This window comes from Adlercreutzia equolifaciens (assembly GCF_029076695.1).
Taxonomy (GTDB): Bacteria; Actinomycetota; Coriobacteriia; order Coriobacteriales; family Eggerthellaceae; genus Adlercreutzia; species Adlercreutzia equolifaciens_A.
This window is the reverse complement of the sequence record NZ_JARFIK010000002.1, coordinates 716,315-742,072: the sequence shown is the minus strand read 5'-3', so window position 1 is coordinate 742,072 and position 25,758 is coordinate 716,315. Positions and strand designations below refer to the sequence as shown.

Here is a 25,758-nt window from a genome sequence, read left to right as displayed (position 1 = left end):
GCGACGACAGCCCCAGGCCGAGACCCAAGCTGTCGCCACCGTCCCACCCCCAGATCGAAATCAAGGCCGCTGTCACCCGCGCCCCTTCGCTCCGCCACCCGACGCCCCACATCCACTGGCCGCCGTTGGTCCCATTGCTCACTTCTGGCTCAACCCCAACAGCCGTCCCCCGCTGGTCAAAATCAGCGCGAAGCGGGGGTTTTGCCCGAAACGAGGGTTTTAAGGTCGAAAACGGCCCGAGGCGGGGTTTTTGCCCAAGGGCGCGATGGAAACCACGCCCTGATTGACCACTTCCGCAAATTCAACGCTCTAGCAAAAAATTTGACCTGGGCTTTTGCCCTTCAAGAGCCCTCGATACACTAATGCGTGCGGGCAAAAACATTGAAACGAGCCGTTTTTGACCTTAAAACCCTCGTTTCGGGCAAAAGCATCAACCTCGAGCCCAAAATGACCACGCCCGCGACAGCGATCAGCGCGCTCCGTCTCGCAGCTTACGCCCGCGGCGAACGCCTCGATCGTGGAAGCAAACGGACGCCACCCGCATCCCTGCGTGCGACGCCCACACCTGGACACGCCAGCATTTGCCGCAAGCGTCCGCACTCCGGCCCGCGGCGAACGCCCGCGCATTTTACGGAAAGGATCCCCTATGTACTTCGACAATATGGTTCTGTATTACAAACCCACCTGCCCCTATTGCCACAAAGTGCTGGCCTACATGGAGCAGGAAGACATCGCCATGCCCATGCGCAACACCCTGGAGCCCGGCGTGAAAGACGACCTCATTCGCATTGCCGGCAAAGGCCAGGTCCCCTGTCTGGTGGTAGACGGCGTGCCCATGTTCGAGTCCGACGACATCATCCGCTTCCTGGCCGACCTCATCCTCGAGCGCGAAGAAGGATAGAACAACCCATCAAGCCATAAAAGTACCTACACCGCCGAACACTCATCACCGAAGTCGCACCCTTCCCCGAAGCCCGCGACCACCGAGAACCGCTAACCACGAGGAGGCTCGCCCACAAGACGCCGAAGCTCATCGCGACTATGCACGTTGAGCTTCTGATAGATCCTCCGCGTGTGCGATTTGAGCGTTCCGTTAGCTATGCAAAGCTCATGCTCGATGGACGCTGGACTTTTGCCCAGCGCAAGCAACTGAAACACCTCGCTCTCGCGTGGACTAAGACGATAAGCGTCTGCCATGGACGCGCAACGCGCCAGAAAACGATCGCGCTCATCGGCCTCCGCAGAAAGACCGCCGACGCCAAAGAACGTCAACCCCCAGCGTCGCTCCCCAAACAAGGTGCAAGCGCTAGCCAGCAGAACCACAACCACCAGCGCCACGCGAAGCGCAGACTCATCCACGAAACCAACCAGCGCGCCATCCTCCAGAGCCAACGCGCATCGATGCCCCGCGATCATGAAAATCGCCATGAGTTCTTCAACGCCGCAAAGCACAAGGACGGAAATGCCATAACGATGGGATAAATCGCAAAGAAGAATAGTGATCAGAAGAAACATCAAGCTGTAGCCCAAGGCAACCAAAAACACCGAGAAGGCTCCAGGAGAGCCCATCGAAAGAAACGTAGCAAGCAGCCCGCACGCCACGAAAAGGAAAGGCGTGCGAAACATCTGGGCGAAATCAAATCGATGAGAGAGAAGAAACGTAGTCAGAAACACCAGGGCGGCAGCTGTGGACGCGCCCAAAAGAAAGGCAGCCCCCTCATCCGCTGGCGCCATCGCCTCGTTGAAGCCCAGGACAAACTCGTAGACCCCGAGGACCAGAACGAGACGCCACGGAAATCTCAACGTACCCCAATCACTCGGCGGCCTCTCGTCGTTAGGAATAGAGCGATAGGAAGCCACCAGGCACCCAAGCGACAGAAGGGGAAGCGCTCCCACCCCCAACACACGCCGAAAACCCTCCAAATCTTGCAGCACCCATCCAAGTGCATCTCCGAAGAGAAATGCACCGCTGACGTATAGAACAATGCGCAGCGTATTAAGGCAGCTTTCTAATTCAGCCCACAGCAAAATTGATACGGCGCCACCCGCAGCCCCAAGAACAACAAAGAGAGCGGCAACGTTCGACGGTACAGCAGACCCCCACCCTTGTCCCAGCGCCGATACCACCATGGCCATAGTCGCAACTCCTACAAGAAGGCGATGGGACCAAAGAGGCGCGAGCTTGCGAGCGAAAACGACACCCAGAAAAAAGAGGGCGATCATGGTTGCGCTCAAAATGTCTTGGCCAAACCAGATATCGACCCCAAACGCCTCAGCGGAAAACGCCAGCGTTGCACCATTAAAAGCACGCACGAAAGCAAACCCGAAGAATGGCATAAAGAGACGACCCAGCTCTTTTATCCGTCTCTGACGAAAGAGCTGAAAACCCCCGCACTCGCGTTGATTGCCGGAGCCGCCTTCCTGTTGTTTGTTGCGTGGTGTCATGATCGGGATTGTAGCGCAGATACGCTCCCTATGCGTGGAGCAAACCCTGGGAATTACCGAAAGCAAATTCCGTTTCTCCTTTTCAGAGCACGGTTACAAAGTGCGGGTTACAAAGATCATCCCCTGATTTCTCTCGAGGAGATGGCAGCTGAGCTCATTTTTTCTAGGCTTGTCAACGTCAATCGGCGCCAGCCCCTCCCCGCTTCGGCGTCCCAGCCCCATAATCCTCAAGGAGAAAAAATGAAGCATCTTCCCTCTCTGTCGCGTCGCTCGTTTGTGCGAAGCGCCACCATCGCTGGTGTTGGCGTGGCCCTCTTCGGGTTGCACGGTTGCGCTCCTGGCGGTTCCGATACCGTTAGCGCCACCTACACCCCCGGAACCTACACAGCCCAAAGCCAGGGCAAGTTCGGGCCTATCACGGTAGAAACCGTGTTCAGCGATCACGCCATCGAATCGGTTTCGGTGGTTGACCACGAAGAGACAGCGCTTATCTCGGACCGCGCCTTGGAGGAGATACCCGCGTCCATCGCCGAGCATCAGAGTCTTGCCGTTGACACCATCACAGGAGCAACGCTGTCATCCATGGCCGTCCTGGCCGCCACTGAAGACTGCGTAATCCAGGCAGGCGGCGATCCCGCTCAGCTGCAGGAGGCACCGCTGCGTACCGCATCCACGGGAACTGAAGCGCTTGAAGCCGAAATCGTTATCGTAGGCGCCGGCGGTTCCGGCATGGCCTGCGCTGTGGCAGCAGCAAAACTAGGCGTCGACAACATCATTGTGCTGGAGAAAAGCTGCACCATGGGAGGAAACGCCCTGGTTTCAGGCGGCTACCTGGAATACGTCAACGCTCCTGAATCGCTACGAGAGACCATGACCGATAGCCAGCGTGCCCAACTTGAAGACGACCTGGCCGCCGCCGAAGGCCTCGTCCCTAACGATGCCATTGACCTCATTCGCTCTCAATGGGCGCAGTGGCAAGCCGACGGCAAAGAGACCTGCTTCGACAGCATTGAATTGCAGGCATTGCAGTACACGATTGCCGGCGAGGGCGACTTTGAGGGCAATATGCTGTTCTGCCAGAACATCGCCGATCTCGATAGCTGGCTGTGCGAGGACGGCTTCGAGTTCAAAGAACTTGTGGGTATTGTCGGCTACTCGTGGCCCCGCTGGGCCTCTCCCGCCTCAGGCCGCTGCGGTCAAGGCTACTTCCAACACTACCGCTCCGTACTCGAAGACCAGGATCTTCCCGTCAGCATTATGCTCAACACACCCGCTACCGAGCTGCTGACGGAAGGCGATACCGTCGTGGGCGTCAAAGCCCAAGGAGAGGATGGGACCGCCTACGAAATTCGCGCCAAGCGCGGCGTAGTGCTAGCCACGGGCGGCTTCTCCGGCAACCCCGACATGCTGCGCCAGTACAACACCCAATGGCCTTTTGATGAGAATTCACCCATTCCCACCACCAACACGTACGGGCACACCGGCGACGGCATCAATATGGCGCTAAGTCTGGGGGCCGGCGTGGCGCTCATGGATGACCAAATGCCCTTCCCTATGGCCGACTGCAAGAATTCAAGCGACGAAACCACTGTTGGAGACGACATCGACTGCATGATGGTAAACAAAAACGGCCTTCGCTTCATGGATGAGGTGCGCGATCGGTATTCCATGACTGCCGACATCATGCAGCAACCCGAGCAGATGATGTTCATGATCACGGACGCCGACACTTGCCGCGTAGAGGGCGACCTGAATCGTTATGGTCACCGCCTGCAAAGCCTCATCGACCAAGGGCAGCTGTTTGTCGCCGACACCATTGAGGAGCTGGCCCAGCAGATCGAATGCGATCCCCAAACGCTGGAAAGCACTGTGCAAGCCTACAACCAGGCAGCACGCTCTGGCAAAGATGAGGAGTTCGGACGAACGAGCTTCAGCGATATCTCGCCTATCGAAAATCCGCCCTTCTATGCCTCTCCGCGCACCTGGGCGATGCACATCACAGTCGGCGGCCTTCTTTACGACGACAACTTCAACGTAACCACGGAAGACGGCACCCCCATTCCTGGGCTCTACGCCGTGGGTGAAACCATCGTCGGAAGCAGCGGCGTGGGTACCCAAGGCGAGGGTCTAGCGGTAGCGCACCTTTTGGCCCAAGGCTAACCACGGCGCCTTCACGATGCCCGCGCATGGTCCGTCGTAGCCCATCACGCTCAATCACCCCCAAGGGGGTCGCGCTCAGGCGCGGCCCCCTCTTTGCTGCCCTTGCAAAACGTCCCCTGTTGACTCTCTGTTCGTGATACCCTGTTGCCAAGCGCACAAAGCGTGTCAACGACGACAAGGAGTCATCCATGACCAAGTTCGAAAACGTCATTGTCCGCCGCCCCGGCAAGTCGCTCTGCGACGGCATCACCAGCGCCCCTGAACTGGGCCAGCCCATCTACGAGCGCGCCATCGAGGAGCACGACGACTACATCGAGGCCCTGAAGCAGTGCGGCGTGGCCGTCACGGTGCTGCCGGCCCTGGAGGAGTTCCCCGACTCCTGCTTCGTGGAGGACCCGGCGGTCATCACGCGCTGCGGCGCCATCATCACCAACCCCGGCGCCGACAGCCGCAACGGCGAGAAGGAGGCCATCGAGCCCACCATCCGCCTGTTCTTCGACGACGACAAGGTCAAGCACATCGTGGCACCCGGCACCCTGGACGGCGGCGACGTCATGATGGTGGGCGACCACTTCTACGTGGGACGCTCTGCGCGCACCAACGAGGAGGGCATCCGCCAGTTTATCGAGATCCTGGAAGGCTGGGGCCTCGAGGGCTCCGAGGTGCCGCTGGAGGAAGTGCTGCACCTGAAGACCGGCGTGAACTACCTAGAGGACGGCAACATGCTGGTATCCGGCGAGTTCATCGACAAGCCCGACTTCGCCGAGTACAACAAAGTGGTCGTGCCTGAGGACGAGGCCTACGGCGCCAACTGCATCTGGGTGAACGGCACCGTCATTGTGCCCGAGGGCTATCCCACGGTGCTCAAGGCCGTGCAGGATCTGGGCTATAAGACCCTGGTGGTGGACACCTCCGAGTACCGCAAGGTGGATGGCGGCCTGTCCTGCCTGAGCCTGCGCTTCTAAACCACCCTGCCGCAAACGCACCGAGGCCCGCGATCCATCGCGGGCCTCGTTTTATATCACGAGGGCATCTTCCAGCCTAGCTGCGCTCGAGATCCACCCGCGTGCCGTTGATGATCAAGGCCGCTATATCCTCGTAATCCTCGAACGAGCCAATGGAGGAAAGCGTCACGTTCCCCCGCTCTAAAAGCGCCTCGGAATCCCAGGTCTGCTCGTGAAACACCCCGGGATACTCCACGGTCCTCCCATCTTGGTAGACAATGCTCACGTGAGGGCTGTTGTCCCAGAACTTCTCTTCGACCAGGTCGTGCACTAAGAACCCGATGGAGAACGGCGTGACCGTCACGGATTCAATGGTGCCGAAATTCTCACAGGAAATGTGAGTAGTGGCCTCAAGAGCATCACTGGCCACCGTCGAGGGCATCGTGAAGGACAGGTTCCAGGTACCCTTGGTTTGCCAGGCCGAATAGGACGAGCGCACGCACAGCTCCATGCGGTCGAGCTTGTCCAGCGATGCAGGATAGAACGCCGAGTCAGTGTAAGTCCAGGTAGGAGCATCGTCGATACGGGCCAGACCGCCTCCTGCCTTCGTGCCGTCCTCGCCGTAATAGTAGGAAATGGAGTACTCCCGTTCCAGCATCTCGCCCGTCGTGGGGTCCTGCAAGTAAGGATACTCGTTGCCGGGGTCCACACCGCCACAGCGCGTGAGCACGTGCAGCACACCGTCGCGCAGATCCACCCCTACCACCGACAAGGTGGGATCGCCCTCAACGGGCAGGTTGAGATCGCCGCTGGTCAGAACATCGGCAATACCCGTCAGACCGCCCCTGTCGGGATCGAAGAGCCTGCCCTGCATGCTCTCGCCCCACAGACCCAGCTCGCCATCACGGGCCTGAAGCGTCGTCGGCCTCTTACGGTACGTGCCCGGCGTATCCCCTACCAGCTCGGACACCGGCTGCGAGCTCACCACCACATCGAGTTCCTCGTCCTGATCGCGAAGAGCCTCGATAGGCAGCTCCACGTGGGCGCCGGGCTCGATGGCTCCCTCGCTAGTCAGCACATAGGAAACGGTCTTCCGCTCCTCGTCATAGCTGATAGCCGTTTGGTTCGTGCCCAATGCTCTGCCATTAGCCCAGAGCAACGCCCAAGCCAGTTCAGTGTGGTCGTCGAGAAGCCCCTGGCCCTCGTCATGAGCCTCCACCAGGAAATAGGCGTGGTTCGCATCGGAGATGGCCGACACCACTTCGACGGTGACGCCCGCATCCGTAGCCTGCACGCCCACGGCAGCCGCCCGTTCGGCGGCATCGCTTGAGTGAAACCACTGGCGCCACAGGTCCTGTCCTTGCGCGGCCACGGTAAAGCCCGTCAGCAACACAAAACCTGCCGCCGCCAGGGCCACCGCCCAACGCAGCGGTCGGTGTGCCCGCGGTTGACGCGCACGCGCTCCGTCGCTCCTCCCAGAGGAAGCAACCTTTGCAGGCGAAGCAAACGGTAGCGGCCTGACGTCAGACGCGGCCGACGCAACCGACGCAGGAGGCATGGCTGCCCCGTCCGCCGCAGACGCCATCTCGACCACCGTCGCCTGGGCAAGCACACGCTCCTTCAGGGCCTCCTTCGCCTCATGGTCCAGAGCCACTCTGTCCATCTCGCAGCGATAGACGCGCCCCACGTCCTTGTCATTGTTCTTCCCGTTATTCATGGCACACCCCTTCCAGCGCCGCGCGCATCTTCTTGCGCGCTCGGCTCAAACGCGCGCGAACGGCCACTTCGGAACTGTCCGTCAGAGCGGCAATTTCGCGCGTGGAATATTCTTCGTAGTAGTAGAGATAAACGACTTCCCGATAGGCCGGAGGAAGGGCCAGCACGGCCTCAGTCACGGGGCCGGGCGCCTCACAAGATGAGGCCACAGAATCAGTCGCCTCGGGAAAGGGCGCGGCCCCAGCATCGGGAGCGCGCTCATCGAGCGCCACGGGCACCGCGCGGCGCTTCCGCGCTCGCAGCGCGTCTTTGCTGGCATTGGCCGTCACGCGGATGAGCCACGCCTTCTCGTGCTCCCTATCGCTGAACGACGGAGCGCTGGCAAAGGCTTTGAGAAACACCGTCTGCACCAGATCCTCGGCATCGGCGCGATTGCCCAGGTAGGTGTAAGCCAGGCGAAGCACCAGATCGGCGTAGCGATCCATCAGCTGCTCAAGGGCCGCCTCGGTCATAGGCGCCGCCATACAGACGTCGCCTCCTGGGTTGTGATCCCGTTTTACCACCGACATGCACCTCCTTCGGTTGCCGGGTTTCGCAAGTTGCAACTCACCCGACAACACGATGGAAGGCACCGTTTCGTGACAAGGGGAAGAATATTTTTCAGAAAAGGGCGAGCGAGCGCCGTTAGACCACCGTGCCGTAGACCTGCCCCCAGGCATGGCCGGCCAGGGCGCTGTTCAACTGGGTGCACAGGCGCTCGCGGGTGTACTCGCCCGGCGGCAGCAAGGTCACAATGCGCAGCAGCTCTTCGGGCAGATCGGCCGCTTCGGCCGCCAGCACCACATCAAGACGGCGCACCTTCGCCCCGATGGCCTCGGCAATAAGCGGATCCAAATCGCCATACTCCGAGAACAGGCTGTCAACCACATCCTGGAGCGCCCCGTAGTACTCGCTGCGCTCGATATTCGTTCCCGTATGCTCACGCGCCATAGACGGCCTCCTGTTGCTTCTGGATGATCAGCGCCTCAAGCGCCGGCAGATCAGTGTGCTCGAAATGATAGGGCACAATCTGCGGATCGCGCGGGTTGGTCGCCGAAACGTGCTCGATGCGCAGAAAATGCGCATCCACCGAGGTGTAGCCCGCGCGCATGAGCGCATAGGCGTAGCAGCTGGCCTGCAGACGATGCTTGGCATCCAAGGCCTCGGGGGTCTCCTCCGCGCTGCCGCCGGTCTTGTAGTCGATGAGGAACGCCGCACCATCGCCATTGTCGGCCAGGCCGTCGATCTCGCCCTCCAGGAAGAAGGAGCCAGGCGCAGCGCCATCCTCCCCTGCCGGGGCCTCCAGTTCCACCATGAACGGCACCTCGGCGCCGCGGTGGGCAAAGCCGGCGAACCGCGCGGCCTCGTCGCTGGCAAGCCAGCGTGCCAAGGCCGTGCGCAACCGATCCTGCTGGCCCGCGGACAGCCCCTCTTTCTGGATTTGCGCCGCAACGGCGGCCTCGTCGGGGCGGAAGAGCGCCCCGTTCGCACTGCGCTCGATAGCCTGCTGAGCCAGACGATGGAAGGCCGTGCCCAGGGCCGTGGCGCTCTCGGCGGAATCAGTTTCACGGGCGCCCCCGATCGGCATGGGTTCCCGCAACGGCTCGGAGCCCGTTCGCATCTCGTCCACCGCGCCCGTCTCGTCGGCCAGCACGACGCCGTCCTCGCTCTCGACCACTGGCTCGTCGCTGTGCTCGTGGACGCCCGAAAGCGACGTATAGGAGTACAAGCCTTCCCGGGCGAAGTTGTGCGGCAGCATGAGCGGTTCGGGCAGCGGCTCGCGCACGGGCACCAGGAAGGGCGCCGGGGCCGCGGCGTCGACGGGCACCTCAGTTTCCTCAGCATCCACGGCAGCTTCCCAGGCCGCCCTCGCTTCGGCTTCCGCCGCGTCCGAGCCGCCCGCGCCGGCGCCTTCCCCCTCATCAGGCTGCTCGCCTCTCAGGTAGCGCATCGATACCCGCGCCGGAGCCGTACCGCCGTAGTCGGCCATGGTCACCGAGTGGTCCGCCGTCACATCCCATTGCAGCGCTTGGTACAGGTCGTTGAAGATCCCGGTCTTCTCGTAGCCTTTGGACGGGTCGCTTGCTCCGCCCAGCACGGCCACGAACAGCGACTTACTAGCGCGCGTCAGCGCCACGTACAGCAGGCGACGCGCCTCGGCCAGGGCCTGATCCTGGGCAAAGGCCGCCAGCGCTCCATGGCGGGCCCCCGGCTCGAGTGTTTCCAGGCACTTGACCAGCTCGTCGGGAGTCAGGTTCGATACCTCGAAAGGCTCGCCGTCCTCGACCTTGGCGGCCTTTTCGCTGATTTTCCTAGCAGCATCCTTCCACTCCTCGGGCACGAACCGCGCGCTGGCGTAGGTGGCCTGGCCGATATTCTCCACTACCAAGCGGTCGGCACTTTCGCGACCGGTCTTCAGCTCGGCCACGGCCACATGGGGAAACTCCAAACCCTTGGAGGCATGGACGGTCATGATGCGCACGAAATCGCCCTCAGCGGTGGCCAAGGCGCCCGGCGCCTCCTTGGCCGTGGCCAAATGTGCATCGAAGGCCAGGGAGGTCGAGGCCAGCCCCGTGGCATCCTGCTCGAAGGAGCGCACCAGACGCAGGGCCTTCGCGTAATTCGCCGCCGCCGCCAGGCCGTCTACCCCCTGGGCTTGCAGTCGGTCGAGGACGCCCGTGGCCACCAACAACTGCCGCAGGGCTACCGACGGCGAGCCCCGATGAGCCTGCACGGTGAAACGGCGCAGCGCATCGCGGCAGTCAAGCACCGCCCGGCCCTCGTCCTCGGAAAGCCCCATGGCGCGCATCTCGTCCTCCAGCTGCGGCGAGCGGAAGCCCCGCGAGAGCCCGCGGCGCACCCAGCCGCCCTCTTCGGCCGGTCGCGAGGCCAGGGCCAAAAGCCCGTCGTCGGATACGGCGAACAAGGGCGACGCCAGCACCGCGTACAGGGCCTCCTCGTCCTCCACGTTCACCGCCAGACGCAGCAGCGCCGACACCAGCGCCGGCTCGGGCATGGAGGCGAAAACCGAGCCGCCGGCAATCATCGAGGCAATGCCCCGCTCGCGCAGGGCGGCCGCATAGACATCGGCGCGGGACATAGCGCCCAGCAAGATAACCATATCCCCCGCCGAGGCTCCCTCATCGCGCAGGGCCGCAAAATGCTCGGCAATGGCGGCGGCACTGGCGGCGCGGGCCTCGTCCCGCGACACCTTGCGGTTCTCGTTGTGAACCACGTCCACCGACACGCGCGGGCGCGCGGCGAACAGCGGGTCCTCCACCATGTTCACCGCGCCGCCGGCCTCAAGGCGCAGGAATGCGTCGCCGAACACCTCGGGCTGGCTGAACACGTGCTCCACAAAGGCCAGCACGTCGCCGTGACTGCGGAAATTGCGGGCCATGGACACCACCGGGTCACCCGCAATCTGGCTCTCCAAGTTCGCCCGATACTCGGTGAACACGTTCACGTCAGCGCCGCGGAACCGGTAGATGCTCTGCTGGGCATCGCCCACGGTGCACACGTTCGCCAACCCCGGTTGGGCCAGGTGGCTGATGGCCTCCACCTGCAAGCGATCGGTGTCCTGGAACTCGTCCACCATAATGAGCTTGAACTTGTCGCGGTATGCCGCGGCGATGGCGGGATAATCGCTCAGGGCCTGGGCGCAGCGCACCAGCATGTCGGTGTTATCCAGGCGCGTCGGCCCCTTTAGCTCCCGGAAGGCCTCCTCCACCAGCAGCGCCACCTTCAGGATGGCACGCTGCCAGCGCAGGGCAAGCCCCGCTTGGGCCTCCCCGTCAAGCTCCGCTAGGGTGCTCCACCAAAGGTCGAAGTCCTCCTGGCATTCCTCCCGTATCTTCGAGCTCAGCGAAACCGGCAGCCCGTACAGCGCGGCGCAGAAAGCCTCGGAGTCGAAGTCGGCCTGATCGAACGCCGTATCTCCCGCAGTCTCGAACCAAGAGCGCAGCCCCTCGATGCCGTCTTCCAGCTGCCCCTGGAACCGCGTCATGGTGGCCGTGGGCTTGGCCCATCCCGCAGCCGCGGCCGCCATGGCCTCAGCGGCCGCCAGCGCACGGCGCAGTATCGACGACGGCGAAGCGGCCGCCTCGCTCATCTGCAGCGTAGCGAAGCCCCCCGGCATGGCGTGCACGCGCTCGAGCACCGCCTTCACGTAGTCCACCACGCCCTTTCCGCCCAACTTCGATCCCCGCAGCTTCTCGGTGGTCAAAAGCTCGGTCACCTCGGGGTCGTTCGACTCCCGTGACCGAACAATAACCTGCTCAAGCGCTTCGTCCAGCAACTCCTCGGCCTCGGCGTCCTCCACCACCTCGAAGGCCGGATCAATGCCGATCTCCAGGGCGTGCTCGCGCAAAATGCGGGACGCCATACCGTGGATGGTGGTCACCCAGGCCTCATCGGTCTTGAGCGCCTCCTCGGTCAGACCCTCCGCCAAAAGCAGCCCCTTGATGCGGCTTTTCAGCTCGGCGGCGGCCTTTTTGGTGAAGGTGATGGCCAGAAGCTCGTCAACCGAGGTCAAATAAGGAGCCTCGGACCCCTGGGGCGAAAGCGCATAGGCCACGCGCTGGGTCAGGGTAAACGTCTTGCCCGAGCCGGCCCCTGCGGCCACCATAAGCGGCGCATCCAGCGTGGTCACGACGCGACGCTGGGCATCGGTGCACTGATCCAAGTTCACGAGAGCCTCCTTTCGCAATCGGGCACCGGACAGTAGGTGCAAGCTCCGGCGTAGCGCGGCTGCTGGGGAATGCGCCCCTCAGCCAGACCGGCGATGCCCTCGGCCACCAGATCCTCTATGGCGTCAAGAAGCGCGTCGAAGGAAAGCGACGCGCAATCGTTCTTCTTGATAAAGGACGCGTCTTCGAACACGGTGCCATCCACCGCCCCTCGGACCAGGTCCTTGTCCGTCTTGGCGCGGTATCCCAGATACAGGGCGCCGGCGCAGTGCAGAGCATCCATGCGACCGCGCAGGGCCTGGGCGTACATGAGCGCCTGGGGGTGCTTGGGCAGCGTCGGATCGGCGTCCTTCTTCGCCCCCAGACCGTAGTCGGAACCCACCGATCCCTTGTAATCGACCACGGCGAAACGGCCGGCCTCCTCGTTCACGTCGACGCGATCGGCCCTACCGCGCAGTCGCACGCCGGCGTACTCCACACCGTCCTGCTCGTCGATAACCACCTCGTGGGCCGCCACGGCAAAGCCCGGGGCGAAGCGCGCCTGGTGACAGAGGCTCTCGGCCATAAGTTGGTACAGGCGTTGCAGATGCAGTTCCTCCGCAGAAGACACCGCCACGTAGCGCCCACGGCCCGGAGCCGCTTGCTTCTCGCGCTGCACCTGGTCGCGGAAAACCTCGTCGAGCAGACGCTGGTCTTCGACCCAGGGGCGCTCCCCCACGCGACGGCAGCCCTCCTTGGCCAGCGCCTCGTAGAAGGCGGCGAACACGGCATGGACGAAGCTGCCCTCCTCGCGCGGCCCGAACTGCTCGTCGAGCGTGGCCGGCGCCACGCGGCTCTGTATGAACCAGGTGTAGGGGCAGTCCAAATAGCGCTCGATGGCCGAGGGCGACAGCACCAGCAGGGTGCGTCCCTCTTCGCGCACGCGGCGCAGAAAGTCGACAAGGTGCAGCCGCTGCAATCGTCCGCGCTGAACGGCCGGCAGCGCAACGGTGGCGACGGGCTCCTGGAACGCGTCGCCCACGGTTTCCACCAGACAGTCCTCGCCAAGGCGGCAAGCCACGGCGCTCAAAGCCCGAGGCAAGTCGAACAGCGCGCGATCAGTTTGCTCCCAGGCAGCGCGCTCGGCAGCATCGGGGGGCTGCGCTTCCAGGGCGGCCTTGGCCAGGGCCTCTCCGTATTCCTTCAGCAGGAAGGCGGGATAGGCCTCCTCGCCCTCGGGCGTGCGGCAGGGCACCACGCAGGCGAACTGGCGCCGCGCAGCCGCCATGGCGCCGGCGAAGAGGCGACGCTGCTCGTCGAAGAGCGAGAACGGCTGCGCCCAGCCAAGCTTCTCGGCCAGCTCATCGAGGGCCGTGGCCCCCGCGCGGGCCCCGAAGCCCGCGTCGCTCACATCGGAGAGGAGCACAAGATCGTAGCTTGACGGCCCAAGCGACTTCAGTCGATAGGGCGACGCGAACTCCACCGAAGGGCCTGCGCCCTCGGCCGCCGCCTCGGTGCGCACCGCGCCTTCAAGCCATAAGACCGGCACCAGATCGGGAGATCCTCCCAACGCCTGCGTCACCTCCAGGACCTCGCGCAGAGCCGCCACCACTGCCGATTCGCACCGGCGCGCCAGCGGGGACAGCGCGGCCGCCTCGGCCACCGCCGCCTCCAGGGCATCGGCGCAGGCCGCCAGCGACGCAAACGCCGCCTGGCCCCCGCCAAAGGCTCCCGTCGCTTCCCCGTCCAGTGCCTGAACCGCGCGCGCCACGGCAGCGCACAGCGGCGAGGCCTCGGCCAGCTGGCCCAGCATCTCCTCGGCCGTCAGCGTGCGGTCTCGCCGCAAAGCGCCGTTGAAGTCGCTCACTTCTCGTAGACCAATGCCAACGAGGGGATTTGCCAGAGCATCGGTGGCCGCGGCCACGCCGTGATGCCCCGCGGCCACCGCCTGCACGCTGCGCCACAGGCGCGCGGCGGCCGTGGACTCCACCGGCGACTCCAAACGCTCGGCGCAGCTGAGGCCCTCGGCCGCCAACGAGGGCGCCAGAGCTTCGCACAGCACGGGAGCGTTCGGCCCGCACACCAGCACCGAGCGGGCGCCGTCGGCCACAGCCTCCAGCACGCTGGCGCGTACCAGCGCCGCGGTGGCCGTTGACCCTGCCGGCACCAGGAACTGCGGCTCAACTCCCGCCGCAAGGGGCGGCATAACTACGGAGCCGCCAGCCGCTCCAGCCATGGGCACGGGCATGTCACCGGCAGCGTCGGCGGTAGCAGCCGCCGCAGCCACCAGCGCCCGCATACCAGGCGTTCCATCGATCGCGTCCACCATGTGCACCGGCGGCAACGGCACCGCGCCCGCGGCCGCTGCAGCAGCCAGGAGGGCCGCCGCCTGATCGGGCTCCACCAAATGCGCCTGACTCAACGCGGCCTCATAGGCTTGCGCCAGGGCTAAGACGGCCTCTTCGTGACTTGAGAGATTCCCAGCCGCCGCGTTTCCGCCCATCGACGCCAGGCAGCTGGCGTAGCGGCGGAAAAACGATGCCAGCTGACGGGCAGCTCCGGGCGAGGCTGTCAAGGCCTGCTGGTTCGCCAGCAGGCGCGATACCAGCACGGTGCGCTGCGTGGCATCGACCAGCGCCCGTCCATCGCCCCACAGCTCCCACAGCTCTTGCACCCAAGCCGCGGCCGTCATACGGCGCACGCCCAGGCTGGCTCCGGCCCCTGCTCCTTTCGCCGCACGCTTGGCCTGGTCGTTTGCCCGCTCGATGGTGCGGTACAACTCCACGCTCATCTCAAACAATGACGCCTCTTTCCTCGTTTCTTTCAGCGCCTATTCTACCGTGAAAGCGACGGCTCTTCCCCACCGTGAACGCTCGGCAACAAATTCCCCTCCATCCGTTGACCCGTCGCCGCCACGGCGCTTCAAAAACCGAACTCCTTCTACCATAGAACCAGGTTATCGCGCAGGGTCGCCCCTTGCCGACACCCGCATACCGCATTTGCTAGGAGGCACGTTATGACGTATCAAGAACTGGTGACCAAGCTCATCGAAATCCAGAAGCACATGATGCCCGACCTGGAGAAGTACGATCACGAGGATCGTCTCCCCGAGGGCCTGCGCGTCGCCAAGGCCGAAATCATCGAGTGGGAGCACAAGGTCGACGGCTGGGGAGGCCTGGAGGAGGCCCCCGAGATCTGGCCTGTGGAGAAGTTCGCCCGCGAGCTGCGCGAGAACGAGGACATCTTCAACGACTTCATGCGCCGCAACATCGCCGAGTACGAGTCTCTGGCAGCCCAGCTTCCCGCCGCCTACGATCATCCGCTCGGCCAGTAGCTCGGCAGAGCCCATCGGCTCACCCCGCCTATAAACCACCTGATGGCCGCTTTCCCAAGCGGCCATTTTTATTTTGCGGCTTAGTAGCGGCCATCCAGCTCTTGGGCCATGCGGGCCACCCCGCGGCGGGCCTCGGCCCGCTCGCGCTTGTAGTGCCACTGCCCTTGGTCGAAGGCGGCCCCCAAACTGCAGGCGGCCACCCGGTACCAGGTGCGGGCGCGTCGGAAGCTCTGCGCGCAGCCGCGCCCCAGTTCGAAGGCACGGGCTAAACGAAGTGCTGCATTGCCCGTGCTGGCCCGATCCTCGTCGAAGGCCCCGTTTTCCAGCTCGAAGGCTCGCCGATACAGCTGCCAGGCCCGTCCGACATCGGCAACGCAGCCGCGTCCGGCCGCCACCATGTCGCCCAAACGCCAGCAGGCCTCGCCGTGGCCGTGATAGGCCGCATAGGAGAAGTGCCGCCAGGCCCGCTCGTCGCAGGGAGTTTTCGCGCTATGGAGGGCACGGCTCTCCAACAGGCCCTCCCAGTAGCGTCCCTCGCCCAAATCGCCCTCGTAGATGATGCCGAGGCGCCAATGGGCCGCCACGTGGCCCCGAGAGGCGGCATGGAGCAGCAGGATCTCGGCCGCCCGATAGCACTCGACGCGCTGAGCGCGGTGCTCCTCGCCCGCCAGCGAGAGCGCTTCGGCGAAGTAGATCTCGGCTAAATCGAAGGCGCGCCAGCCGCCCTTGTCGGGGCCCGAGGGATAGGAGGCCACAAAGGCACGGCCGCACCCGTCGCCGCCTTGGGCGCGTTCGGTAATCCAAATGCGCGGCAGTCGCTCGGCCGCCTCAGGCCCCTTGCGGTCCACGGCGAACACCGAGGTGGTTTCCTGACGGCGACGCCACTGCGGGCCGCGCAGCACCCGCGGCACAAAACTGGCCTCGGCGCCTCCGTTGGCGCGCCGGGCGCTGGGGGCGCCGAACACCGTGTTGACCGCCCGCTGCATCCAGGACACCTCGGAGGCGCGGCGCGCCGGGACGGGCGTTGCCACGGTTTGCTCGGCCACAGCACAAGTAGCGATGCTAGTCATTGAGATGCACCTCCATCACCAGGCGCGTCCACGCACCGATCTGCTCCTTGGCCGCAAGGCGCCCCTCCACGCTTTTGCCGCCGTCCAGCAAACGGCCGATGAACTCGTTGCACTCGCAGGACACGTAGCCAATGCGCTCGTTGCCGCCATCGCGCACTTCCACGGCCCACGGATCGAAGGGGTTGCCGTCGTCCCGAACCAGGGCAAAGCGCTCGCCGGTCTGGTAGGCGGCTGCGCGCTCAGCCATGGCGGGAATATGGCGCGTGCCGGCCACGGTAGTGTTCTCCACGACGCAGATGGATTGAGGTGCGGTTGTCATGGGTCCTCCTTTGGTTCGTTGCTGGATCCCATGATACGGACGCCGTCCAGATTAAGTGTCCCTAAGAAGGGACACTTAATAGAAGGAATCGCCGTGGGGCAGTTGTGCGTCGCCCGCGAAGCTGGTAGGCTTGTCTCCTCTGCGAAGCTTCCATCACGAGGGGGAACCATGGGCAAGCACAAAGACAAGAAAGCCAAGAAGGCCAAAGAGGACAAGAAGGCCGATCAGCTCAAGCGTAAGAAGAAGCACACCGGCTGCAAGGGCGAGAAGAACGCCCAGGACTGCAAGGGCTGCGCGAAGGCGAAAAGCGCCCTGAAGCTGGAGCACTGCACCTGCTGCAAGAAACATTGCCCGCTCTCGAAGCCCAAGTGCGGCAAAGGCCGTCGCTTGGCCGCCGCCCTCAAACGGCGCAAGGGCTAGGAGCCCCGAGCACACCAAAAAACGGTGCCCCTGCAGTCATCGGGCTGCAGGGGCACCGTTGCGGTAGAGCGGGGTGCGGCTGGCGCTAGTCCTCGTCAAGAATCTCCGTTTCGGCGACCGCTGGCTGGCCAGCGTCGACCTCCGACAACGCCGACCCATCGCCCTCCCTCGCCTCGCGCGCCTCGTCAAAGAGCGCCTTCATGGTGGGGTTTTTCCGCGTGAGCTTCTTCACCGTCAAATCCTCGGCCTTGTCGTTGGCCAGGCGCAGCTGGTTCTCGCTGCCCAGCAGGTTGTCCTTGATCTTCTGCAAATGGTCAATGGACTTGTCGATCTCCTCGATGGCCTTGCGGAACTTATCCGAGGCAATGCGATAGTTGCGGCCGAACTTGTCCTTGAAATCGGCCAGCTGGTCCTCGAAGGTCGTCACGTCGATGTTCTGCTGACGCACCAGCGCCAGCTCCTTGCGGTACTCCAGCGATGAGAGCGCCGCGTTGCGCAGCAGCGTGATCAAGGGAATGAAGAACTGCGGACGAATGACGTACATCTTATCGTAGCGGTAGGACACGTCGGTGATGCCATTGTTGTACAGCTCGTTCTCGGGCTCCAGCAGCGACACGAGCACCGCGTACTCGCAGCCCTTCTTCGTGCGGTCGGCATCAAGCTTCTTGAAGTGCGACTCGTTGGTCTTCTTATGGACGGAGTCGTCGGCTTCGTTTTTCATCTCGAACATGATGGACACAATCTCGTTGCCGTCGGCATCAAAGTCGCGGAACACGAAGTCGCCCTTGGTGCCCCCCACCACCTCATTGTCCTTCTCGAAGTACGCATGGGGAAAGGCCGTGGGCCGCAAGCGGTTGAACTCGATCTCGCAGTGCTGCTCCAAGGTCTCGCCGAGCATCTTCGTGGACAGACGCGCCTTCATGTCGCGAATGCGCTCGATCTCGCGATCGCGGTCGGCAATGAGCTCGTCCTTAGCCGCCAGCTTCTCGGCAAGACTGGCCTTGTGCTCGGCCTCCACGCGTACCAGGGCCTCCCGCTCGCGCTCCAGGCGCGCCGCCAGGTCGTCACGCTGCCGCTCCACGGCCACCTGGGCGTCCTTGGCCTCAGCCTGGGCCTGCTGCACGGCCAGACGGGTTTCCACAGAAGCCTGCTGGCGCTGGGACTCCAGCTGCTGGGCCAAGCCGTCGCGCTCCCGCTCCACCGCACGGCGCTTCTCCTCCTCAGCCGAGAGCGCCTCGTTGACCGCCAGCTTTCGCGCCGCCTCCGCTTCGGCGGCCTGAGCGTTCAGCTGGGCGCGCAAGCCCTCCAGCTGCTTTTCCAGCTCGGCCCGCTCCGCGGCGGCCTTCAGTTGGAAATCCTTCGCCTGGGTTTTGAACTGCTCGGTGTGGGCTACCAGCTTCTGCTGCTCTTCGGCCAGCGCCGCGGCGTCGGCCGCCTGCCGGTCGGCCATTTGCTGCGTCAGCTTCTCACGCTCGGCGGCTACGGCCAGCTCGATGGCCGTAGCGCGGCTCTCTTCCAGCAGGCGCTCGCGCTCGGCCAGCTCGCGCTGGAACTCCTGGTCGCGCACTTGGCTGAGGATGGCCGAGTAGCCGCTTTCATCGACGGTGAAAGGCGTGTGGCAATGGGGGCAGATAATCTCGCTCATAGCAGGCTCGCTCTCGCTGGTAGGCGCCATCCCATCGGTGGCGCAGGGCCGCAGGAGCGCCACTTGCGCCCCTGCTCGTCAGTCTGCCTCTATCCTACCCAACCTCGTGTCCCAAAAGAAACCCAACGAGGCATTTTCTTGCAATTTCGCGCAAGAACAAGCGGACTACAGCGCCACGGACTCGATCTCGCGATAGCCCTTCAGGTGATAACTGGTCGCCTGATCTTCAGCCACCACATAGAAGATCTCGCCGATGCGCACGCCGCGCGCGCTCTGGTACCCCCACCGAGCCTGCCGCTCTGCCAGCTCTTCTCGGAAGCCACGCTTGTCGCTATAGGAGAACAGCAAGTAGCAATCATCGCTGCCCTCGATAGAAAAGCCCACCAACCCCCGTTCGGCATCGACGAAAGCAGCGCGGTAATCGGAGAGCACGGCGCCCCAGAACGTGCCCTCAAGAGCATAGCTTGCCACTTCGCGCACGTTCGCGGGATCGGACGTGTCAAACATACTCAGCTTGAAGCCGGTGGTCACCGAACTGCCCGGCTCCGTGGTCATGCCAATGCCCAGCAGCCGCCCCTCTCCAAAGGGGTGCAGATACTCGGAGAACCCGGGCACCTTCAGCTGACCGGCAATGCGCGGATGGCGCGGATCGGAAAAATCTACCGTGAACAGCGGGTCGACATCCCGGTAGGTGACGAAGAAGCCGACATCGCCCATGAGGCGCGCCGCATAGATGCGCTCGCCAGGGGCCAGGTCCTTCACTTCGCCGATAAGTTGCAGCTGCTCGTCAAGCACCGATACGCGATTGGAGACGGGCAAGAACTCCCCCTTTTGATACAGGGTAGTCAGCACGCGCGTCGTCCCCTCGTACTCGTCGATGGAAAAGCTGTCATCGATCACGCCCGTCACAATGGTCTCCCCCACCGCCTCGATGCTGCCCTCCTGGTAAGCGAGCTTGCAGATGACCGTCTGATCGGATTTATACGAACTGGCCTGAGAAGAGGGCGCTACCACATAGTCATCTGCCATATTATCGGCGTCATCGCCCGTCGAGCTATTTTGATTGCCATCAGCCCCATCAGCTGCTGCGCCCCCGGTTTCTTCCCCCGCGTCGTCCTCAACCGTCGTGACAACCTCGTCGTCCTCCAGCTCCTGCGGCCCATACACATAGATGCTCTGAGAACCGACGTACACATCGTCCACATTGCAGAGCACGGCTTTCTGATCGGTTGTGACCGAAGGATCTTTGGTGTCCACTGCGCTGATTACCAGACAGTCTGGCGATGTTGTTTCATTCGGAAGGTAAATGTCGCCGTGGGCCAGCGTTTCGCCATTCACGGAGGGAACGTACCCTTCAGTCTGCTCCGCCGAAACAGCGGGATCGGCCATGAAGCCGGTGAACAAGTAGAGGAATCCCCCGGTAAGGCGAGCGCTGTGGTAGTAACCCTCCTGCTGCATGGCAGCCACCACCTGGGGAGAAGAGGGATCGCTCACATCGTAGGTGGTCACTACGGTCCGAGGATTCACCACCATCGGAACGCCCGGCAGGTTGTCCACTTCGGGATAGGTTTCCGCGATGGCGTAGAGCCGCTCACCTTCCAGAAACAACTCGCACCACGTTCCATCCTCGGGCTTCATGGATCCCACCAATTCCATGGCCCCGTCACGAGTCTCAACGATCACGATTCTGTTGCCGTTATCCTGCAGAGCATAGAGCCGCGAGCCATCGGTCTTCACCACGTCCGCCTCGTCCACTCCCGCAGTGCGCACGTTCGTCGTCGAAAAAGCACTGCTGACTTGGGCGGAAGAAGAGGCATCTGCGGCAGCTGCATCGCCCGCCTCAAGCGCTTCGGTGATGGAGAGCTCATCGCCCTGGGGTCGCTCCCCCGCCCCCTGCAGACGCTGATAGAGCTCCTCGTAGCTCCCGGCCACGGGCACCGCCCTCACGACGGAGGCATCGAGCGGCCCATCGTCTTCCTCAGCGCCTGAATCCTCAGCAGGGTCAGCAACCGTCGTCAAAGAGGACAAGCTCGGCGTGGTCACCCCGCCAGCGGCCACGGCCATGACACCGAGCCCCGCCACCAATGCAAGGCAGGCTGCGGCAGCCAAAGCCGGCACCCAACGCCGGCGTTTCGGTCGGAGCACACGGGCGGTTGCCTCTTCCGTCTCCAGAGTCTGAAGCCGAGCCTCTATCGCCGCCGGCGCCACCGACGCAGGCACGCCAATCGACTCGGCTGCGCGGGCCAGAGCTTCGAGAGTTTTTTTCTCATGGGCATCCATTAGTTCGCACCTCCCAAGAAAGCCGCCATGCGCTCCAGGGCGCGCTTGCGCCGCGACCGCACCGTGCTGGGATTCATCGTCAAAAGCGCGCCAATTTCCCGGCTGCGATAGCCGCCGAATACCGCCAGTCCCACTATGAGGCGATCCTCTTCGCAGAGTTGCGCGAAGGCCTCGCGCACCGCCAGCGCCTCGGCCGCATCAAGCGTGCCATCCTCTGGACGCTCGAAGGTCGCATCCTCGGCGGGCTGAGTGCGCTGCGCCTGCCGCAAACGGCGCCGACAGGCATTCGCCGTAATTTGAAAGAGCCACGACTTGAAGGCCTCTTCGCGACGCAGCTGCGCACGCTTCTCCCACGCGGCCAGCACTGCTTCGCCCAGCACGTCCTCGGCCTCCACCGCATCGCCCATTATTGAGAGAGCAAAGCGGTACAGGTCCCGATGGATGAGTCCATAGCGTTCAGCGAATTGACGCGCATTCATCGTTCTCGTTCCTTACCTAACAAAAGACGTCTCGCCCATAAGAGTCCCCAAGATGCGCCTTTGTTGCAAAATTTTTCTGTATTCAGCATCGACGCGGTCATTTCATCGACGGTCCTCGCGCTCTGGCTTCCGCAGCACGCACTTGCTATACTGCTCGGACACACTGACCGCTCTTATCGGAGCCGCCCGTGCCCACCAGCGCACGGCACGACATCATAGAACGGGGTGCTTTTATGCCTCAGCGACTATCTGCTCTTCTTCTTACCGCCCTACTGGTCTGCGGCCTTTCCCTTCCGCCCGCCGCCTTCGCCGACAATTCCGACGACGCATCATCCGACCCCGCCGTCGCGGCCCGAGCCGCATCGGCCCGGGAGCTTCTCCGCGACGTCCAATCCGACTCGCCCTTGCTGGCCCCCTCGTTCGACACGCGCCCTGTTGAGGGAGCGGCGGAGAACGCCTCGTCAGACGGCACTTCCGTGCTTGCCCTCTTGGCTGACAATGATCCGCTGCCGGCTCGCTACGACCTGCGCGAACAGGGACTTTCCACTCCGGTAAGAAGCCAGAACTACTTTAACACCTGCTGGGCCTTTGGCGCGATGGCCACCATGGAAAGCGGCCTGCTGCGCCAACGCGGAGGCAATCCCGACACCCTGAACCTCTCCGAGTTGCAGATTGCCTACTTCCAAAATTGGCAGGCCACCGAGGAAGAGGCCTCCGTTCTCGGCGCCCCGAACCAAGCCGGCGAAGGCCTCACCACCGAGGGCAACATCCTCGATGCTGGGGGCGGTACGTTCACGGCCGCCTCTATTATGGTCCGTGGCACGGGCGCCATCGATGAAGCCGAGGCACCCTACGCCAACGCCGAACAGAAGCAAGTGACCTTTTTAGCTCCTGGATGGGACGGAGAATCCCACGAAGCCAACTTCTGGTGGTGGGAAGGAGACTGGAGCGTTCCGCGGCCCCTGGCCACGCGCAGCACCTATCAGCTTGACCGATTCGGCGTCCTGCAAATAAGCCCCGTTGCCGCCTCATCGGTTTTCGGCGATGCCTACGAAGCCGAAAACTCTGGTGCCCTCATCGCTGACCCTTCCTATATCGACAAGGCGAAATCGGTAATCATGAACAGAGGCGCAGTGAGCATGATCTATTGCACCCTTAACGACCCCGAAACGGCCCTTCCCGATGCGAGCATCTTCAACCTGGCCACGGGCGCCCAATTCATCGATAGCGAGGCGGCAGCCAACCATGAGGTCACTGTCGTGGGATGGGACGACAATTTCAGCCGTCACAATTTCGTGCGATCGGCCCCCGCCGATGGTGCCTGGATCGTCAAGAACAGTTTCGGCAGCATGGACGCGCCCTTAGGCGATCGATATCCTTGGGGCATCGACAATTCAGGCTACTTCTACTTGTCTTACTACGACGCCTCCATCGCCGAAATAGACTGGATCGATCCCGTTGCTCCTGAAGACGAGACACAGATCGTCCAGCAATACGACCTGCTCGGATACACTCTGGGGCCCTCCCTCAATCTCCTCAGCCCCGACCCCTTGAAAGCCGCCAATGTCTTTACCGCTCCCGAGGACATGACGCTGGAATCGGTGACGGCATTCCCCGCTTACCTCCAGTGCAACGTCAACGTGCAGGTATACCTGCTGAAAGACAACAACACAACTCCGGAAGACGGCAACTTGGTTGCCAGTCAAACCTTTTTCATGGGCGACCATTACTATGCCCGTATTCCCCTGGACGAACCCGTCAAAATTGCGAAGGGGCAGCGCTATGCCGTGGTCCAATCCGTAGAGGTCACGCTTGAAAACCAGCACGTCTGGGTGGCAGCGGTCGAGGCCAGCGCCCAAGCCGAGTCCTTCGATGGCTCGATAGCCACGGCCACAGCCGTGGTCAACCCGGGAGAAAGCTTTATGTTCTACGAAGAAGAGTGGACCGACCTGGCCGATCTCAACCAAGAAACCGACGACTCCGAGAACGAGCCTCCCGTGGGCAATATCATGATCAAAGCCTTCGGCAATCCCGCCCAGCTGGCCGACGGCGAAGGCGTCTACGTAGCCGAAACCGATGACAACCCCGCCCAGCCCGAACAACCGGCAGGAACGGACAGCCCCGATGCCTCAAGCCCGGACGCGGCCGATCCCACGGCCCCTGGCTCCCAAGACTCCGCGGCCGTGGGGGCAGCCTCCACCACCCCCGATGAGCGCCAAAAGGGAGAACCCCTGGCGGCCACGGGCGACAACACTCCTGCAGCGCCGCTGGGCGCCGCGGCCCTTGGGGCTGCCGTCGTTCTAGCTCTCTCGCTTGCATCAAGGCGCCGAAACGCCGCTGCTACAGCACTTCCAGTCCGTGAATGCAGTCGAACGGAACGGCCGTGCGCACAATCCAAAGCGTGCGATAAATAGTATCTACCTGGCTTACCGCTCCCGTGCAGGTACGGTAAGCTCCCTCGGCATAGTAGGTGCAGCGCACCACGGCCCCGCGCTCTACCTGGCCGATTAACTCGTTGAGCTCCCGCGCCTCCTCTTCCGTGAGGGGGCGTTCCTCTTCGGGCACAACTTCTTGATTGCGCACCAGATCGTAGTAGCCGCGCAAAGCGGCGAAGGGCATGAACTGCCGCGCCCGATCCGGATGGGGACGGCCGATGGTGTGGCGCTGCACGTACTGGCGACGGGCTCCTTCCTCGGAGGGACCCCCGGTCCGATGGCTACGCCGCGCCGAGGCTCCGCCAGATGCTCCTCCCCTAACCACGGTGGCCTCCTACCAGGTTGTTGCGCTCGCGGCCCATGGCATGCTCCTGCAAACTGGTGCCCTTGATAAGGGCGTTCTTGCCGAACTTCTCCTTGATGGCCAGCACGGCCTCCTGAGTGCGGCGCTCACGGCCCTCGGCCTCGTGATCGGTGAACAAATCGAAGGTGGCGAAATCCTCGTCCACCAAGTTGCCGAAGCCCAAGCTGATCTTGCGAATGAGCCGCGTTGGGTCAACGGTTTCACGATAGAGCGCCTCCAAGTAACCGTGCAGCTTCTTGAACGAGTTCGTGCGCTCGGGAATTTTTCGAGAGCCCCCACCGTGGCCGAAGGGGTCGCGCCGCAGACTCCGCACTCCGTGCTCGGCTTGGAAGAAGCCTTCTTCGGGCAAGACATCGTGCCCTGAGACGCTCGCAGCCCCCGGGGACTCAGCGCGGCCGGCCGCATCTGCGCCATCGGCAGCAGCGGCACCCTCCCCTCGCTGGTAGCTCACATGCAGCGACACATGATCGGTGACCAGCTGCTTCTCCACCAGTTCGAGCACCGTGTCGTCGCACATCTCCCGCATGACGATAAGCCCGTCGTCAAAGGAATAACCGCAGGGCAGCACCTGGCCGTTCATCAGTGAGCTGGATTCCGGCTCGTAGGCCTTGATCTCGGCAATGGTGCAGGGTTCCACACCCCAGGCATGGTCGATCAGATACTCGGCATTCACCCCGAACTCATCGTAGAGCACATCAGGGTCCAGCTCCGTAACGCCCTTGAGGTCGAACACATGGTACTTCGCCAGACGACGGGCAATACCCGGCCCAATGTTCCAGATGTCCGTGATCGGCCGATGACGCCAAATACTGGCGCGGAACGACTCGTCGTTCAGTTCGCCAATGCCGTCAGGTGCATGCTTGGCCGAAATATCCAGAGCCACTTTCGCCAAAAACAGGTTCGGCCCGATGCCCGCCGTGGCCGGGATGTCCGTTTGCGCCCGCACGGCATCGCGCAGCATCTCAGCGAACTGGCGCGCCGTCACGTCGTAGAGCGACAAGTAGGCCGTGGCATCGATGAAGCATTCGTCGATGGAATACGGGTGGATGTCCTCCGGCGACACGTAGCGCAGGTAGATGCCGTAAATTTCCGCCGAGGCCGCCATATAGGCGCGCATGCGAGGGCGCGCCATGATGTAGTCGATCTCCGGGGGAATCTCAAATACGCGACAGCGGTTGCGCACCCCGGCCGCCTTCATGGCGGGGCTGACCGCCAGGCAAATGGTGGTAACCGTACGCTCGGGATCGGCCACTACCAAGCGCGTAGTCATAGGGTCAAGCCCCCGCGCCGCGCACTCCACCGAAGCGTAGAAGCTCTTCAAATCAATGCACACATATGTCCGCTGCCGTTCCATGCCCCCAGTGTAACATGGAACATCGGTTCTATATTTAAATTCGTCCGTCATTCCGGCGCGCAATCATCAGTTCTTGCCTGCGCTCTA

The 25,758-nt window shown here is 63.1% G+C and carries 19 protein-coding genes; 6 read left to right on the top strand and 13 right to left on the bottom strand.

Annotated elements, in window-relative coordinates:
• The first annotated feature begins 646 nt into the window (after positions 1 to 646).
• Complete coding sequence (locus PZH32_RS08910) at positions 647 to 901, top strand: glutaredoxin family protein (RefSeq protein WP_275207630.1); 255 nt, start codon at positions 647 to 649, stop codon at positions 899 to 901.
• A gap of 92 nt (positions 902 to 993) precedes the next feature.
• Here PZH32_RS08910 and PZH32_RS08905 read toward each other — a convergent pair whose 3' ends face one another.
• Positions 994 to 2,511, bottom strand: a complete 1,518-nt coding sequence (locus PZH32_RS08905) for a helix-turn-helix domain-containing protein (protein ID WP_275207629.1) — start codon at positions 2,509 to 2,511, stop codon at positions 994 to 996.
• A 174-nt stretch (positions 2,512 to 2,685) separates the two neighbouring features.
• Here PZH32_RS08905 and PZH32_RS08900 point away from each other — a divergent pair, with 174 nt between their 5' ends.
• Positions 2,686 to 4,605, top strand: a complete 1,920-nt coding sequence (locus tag PZH32_RS08900) for an FAD-dependent oxidoreductase (protein ID WP_275207628.1) — start codon at positions 2,686 to 2,688, stop codon at positions 4,603 to 4,605.
• A gap of 188 nt (positions 4,606 to 4,793) precedes the next feature.
• Positions 4,794 to 5,570 carry a dimethylarginine dimethylaminohydrolase family protein gene (locus PZH32_RS08895; RefSeq protein ID WP_275207625.1) on the top strand — a complete coding sequence of 259 codons (777 nt, stop codon included), beginning with the start codon at positions 4,794 to 4,796 and terminating at the stop codon, positions 5,568 to 5,570.
• A gap of 76 nt (positions 5,571 to 5,646) precedes the next feature.
• Here the strand turns inward: PZH32_RS08895 and PZH32_RS08890 are convergent, their stop codons facing one another.
• The 5 genes from PZH32_RS08890 to PZH32_RS08870 form a co-directional block, all read right to left on the bottom strand.
• Positions 5,647 to 7,266, bottom strand: coding sequence for a hypothetical protein (locus PZH32_RS08890; RefSeq protein WP_275207624.1), 1,620 nt, complete (start codon positions 7,264 to 7,266; stop codon positions 5,647 to 5,649).
• Positions 7,259 to 7,834 (bottom strand): RNA polymerase sigma factor, encoded by a 576-nt coding sequence (locus PZH32_RS08885; RefSeq protein ID WP_275207623.1) that lies wholly within the window; start codon positions 7,832 to 7,834, stop codon positions 7,259 to 7,261. Before PZH32_RS08885 ends, PZH32_RS08890 begins: the two co-directional genes overlap by 8 nt.
• 115 nt (positions 7,835 to 7,949) lie before the next feature.
• The gene (locus PZH32_RS08880) at positions 7,950 to 8,255 is read right to left on the bottom strand and encodes a hypothetical protein (protein WP_275207622.1); all 306 of its coding nucleotides are present in this window, start codon (positions 8,253 to 8,255) and stop codon (positions 7,950 to 7,952) included.
• Positions 8,245 to 11,994, bottom strand: a complete 3,750-nt coding sequence (locus PZH32_RS08875; RefSeq protein WP_275207620.1) for a UvrD-helicase domain-containing protein — start codon at positions 11,992 to 11,994, stop codon at positions 8,245 to 8,247. Before PZH32_RS08875 ends, PZH32_RS08880 begins: the two co-directional genes overlap by 11 nt.
• A complete protein-coding gene (locus tag PZH32_RS08870; RefSeq protein ID WP_275208225.1) occupies positions 11,991 to 14,762 on the bottom strand; it encodes a PD-(D/E)XK nuclease family protein in 2,772 nt (923 codons plus the stop codon). The genes PZH32_RS08875 and PZH32_RS08870 overlap by 4 nt, the downstream gene beginning before the upstream one ends.
• A 225-nt stretch (positions 14,763 to 14,987) precedes the next feature.
• Between PZH32_RS08870 and PZH32_RS08865 the strand changes: the two genes are divergently transcribed.
• Positions 14,988 to 15,305, top strand: a complete 318-nt coding sequence (locus PZH32_RS08865; protein WP_275207619.1) for a hypothetical protein — start codon at positions 14,988 to 14,990, stop codon at positions 15,303 to 15,305.
• Between the two features lie 80 nt (positions 15,306 to 15,385).
• Here the strand turns inward: PZH32_RS08865 and PZH32_RS08860 are convergent, their stop codons facing one another.
• A complete protein-coding gene (locus tag PZH32_RS08860; protein ID WP_275207617.1) occupies positions 15,386 to 16,375 on the bottom strand; it encodes a tetratricopeptide repeat protein in 990 nt (329 codons plus the stop codon).
• The gene (locus tag PZH32_RS08855) at positions 16,368 to 16,694 is read right to left on the bottom strand and encodes an HIRAN domain-containing protein (RefSeq protein ID WP_275207616.1); all 327 of its coding nucleotides are present in this window, start codon (positions 16,692 to 16,694) and stop codon (positions 16,368 to 16,370) included. The genes PZH32_RS08860 and PZH32_RS08855 overlap by 8 nt, the downstream gene beginning before the upstream one ends.
• A gap of 168 nt (positions 16,695 to 16,862) precedes the next feature.
• Between PZH32_RS08855 and PZH32_RS08850 the strand changes: the two genes are divergently transcribed.
• Positions 16,863 to 17,114 carry a hypothetical protein gene (locus PZH32_RS08850; RefSeq protein WP_275207615.1) on the top strand — a complete coding sequence of 84 codons (252 nt, stop codon included), beginning with the start codon at positions 16,863 to 16,865 and terminating at the stop codon, positions 17,112 to 17,114.
• Positions 17,115 to 17,199: 85 nt separating this feature from the next.
• On the opposite strand, the gene PZH32_RS08845 is transcribed toward PZH32_RS08850, so the two are convergent.
• From PZH32_RS08845 to PZH32_RS08835, 3 genes are all read right to left on the bottom strand, one after another.
• A complete protein-coding gene (locus PZH32_RS08845; RefSeq protein WP_275207614.1) occupies positions 17,200 to 18,822 on the bottom strand; it encodes a DUF2130 domain-containing protein in 1,623 nt (540 codons plus the stop codon).
• A 102-nt stretch (positions 18,823 to 18,924) separates the two neighbouring features.
• On the bottom strand, positions 18,925 to 21,039 hold the full coding sequence (locus tag PZH32_RS08840) for a beta-propeller domain-containing protein (RefSeq protein WP_275207613.1): 2,115 nt from the start codon (positions 21,037 to 21,039) through the stop codon (positions 18,925 to 18,927).
• Positions 21,039 to 21,518, bottom strand: coding sequence for an RNA polymerase sigma factor (locus PZH32_RS08835; protein WP_275207612.1), 480 nt, complete (start codon positions 21,516 to 21,518; stop codon positions 21,039 to 21,041). Before PZH32_RS08835 ends, PZH32_RS08840 begins: the two co-directional genes overlap by 1 nt.
• A gap of 233 nt (positions 21,519 to 21,751) precedes the next feature.
• On the opposite strand from PZH32_RS08835, the gene PZH32_RS08830 reads away from it, so the two are divergent.
• Positions 21,752 to 23,932 (top strand): lectin like domain-containing protein, encoded by a 2,181-nt coding sequence (locus PZH32_RS08830; RefSeq protein ID WP_275207611.1) that lies wholly within the window; start codon positions 21,752 to 21,754, stop codon positions 23,930 to 23,932.
• On the opposite strand, the gene PZH32_RS08825 is transcribed toward PZH32_RS08830, so the two are convergent.
• Together PZH32_RS08825 and PZH32_RS08820 are read right to left on the bottom strand one after the other, a co-directional pair.
• The gene (locus PZH32_RS08825) at positions 23,859 to 24,278 is read right to left on the bottom strand and encodes a hypothetical protein (RefSeq protein ID WP_275207610.1); all 420 of its coding nucleotides are present in this window, start codon (positions 24,276 to 24,278) and stop codon (positions 23,859 to 23,861) included. The two genes, PZH32_RS08830 and PZH32_RS08825, sit on opposite strands and share 74 nt — an antisense overlap.
• Positions 24,271 to 25,650 carry a DNA repair protein gene (locus PZH32_RS08820; RefSeq protein ID WP_275207609.1) on the bottom strand — a complete coding sequence of 460 codons (1,380 nt, stop codon included), beginning with the start codon at positions 25,648 to 25,650 and terminating at the stop codon, positions 24,271 to 24,273. The genes PZH32_RS08825 and PZH32_RS08820 overlap by 8 nt, the downstream gene beginning before the upstream one ends.
• Positions 25,651 to 25,758: the final 108 nt, after the last annotated feature.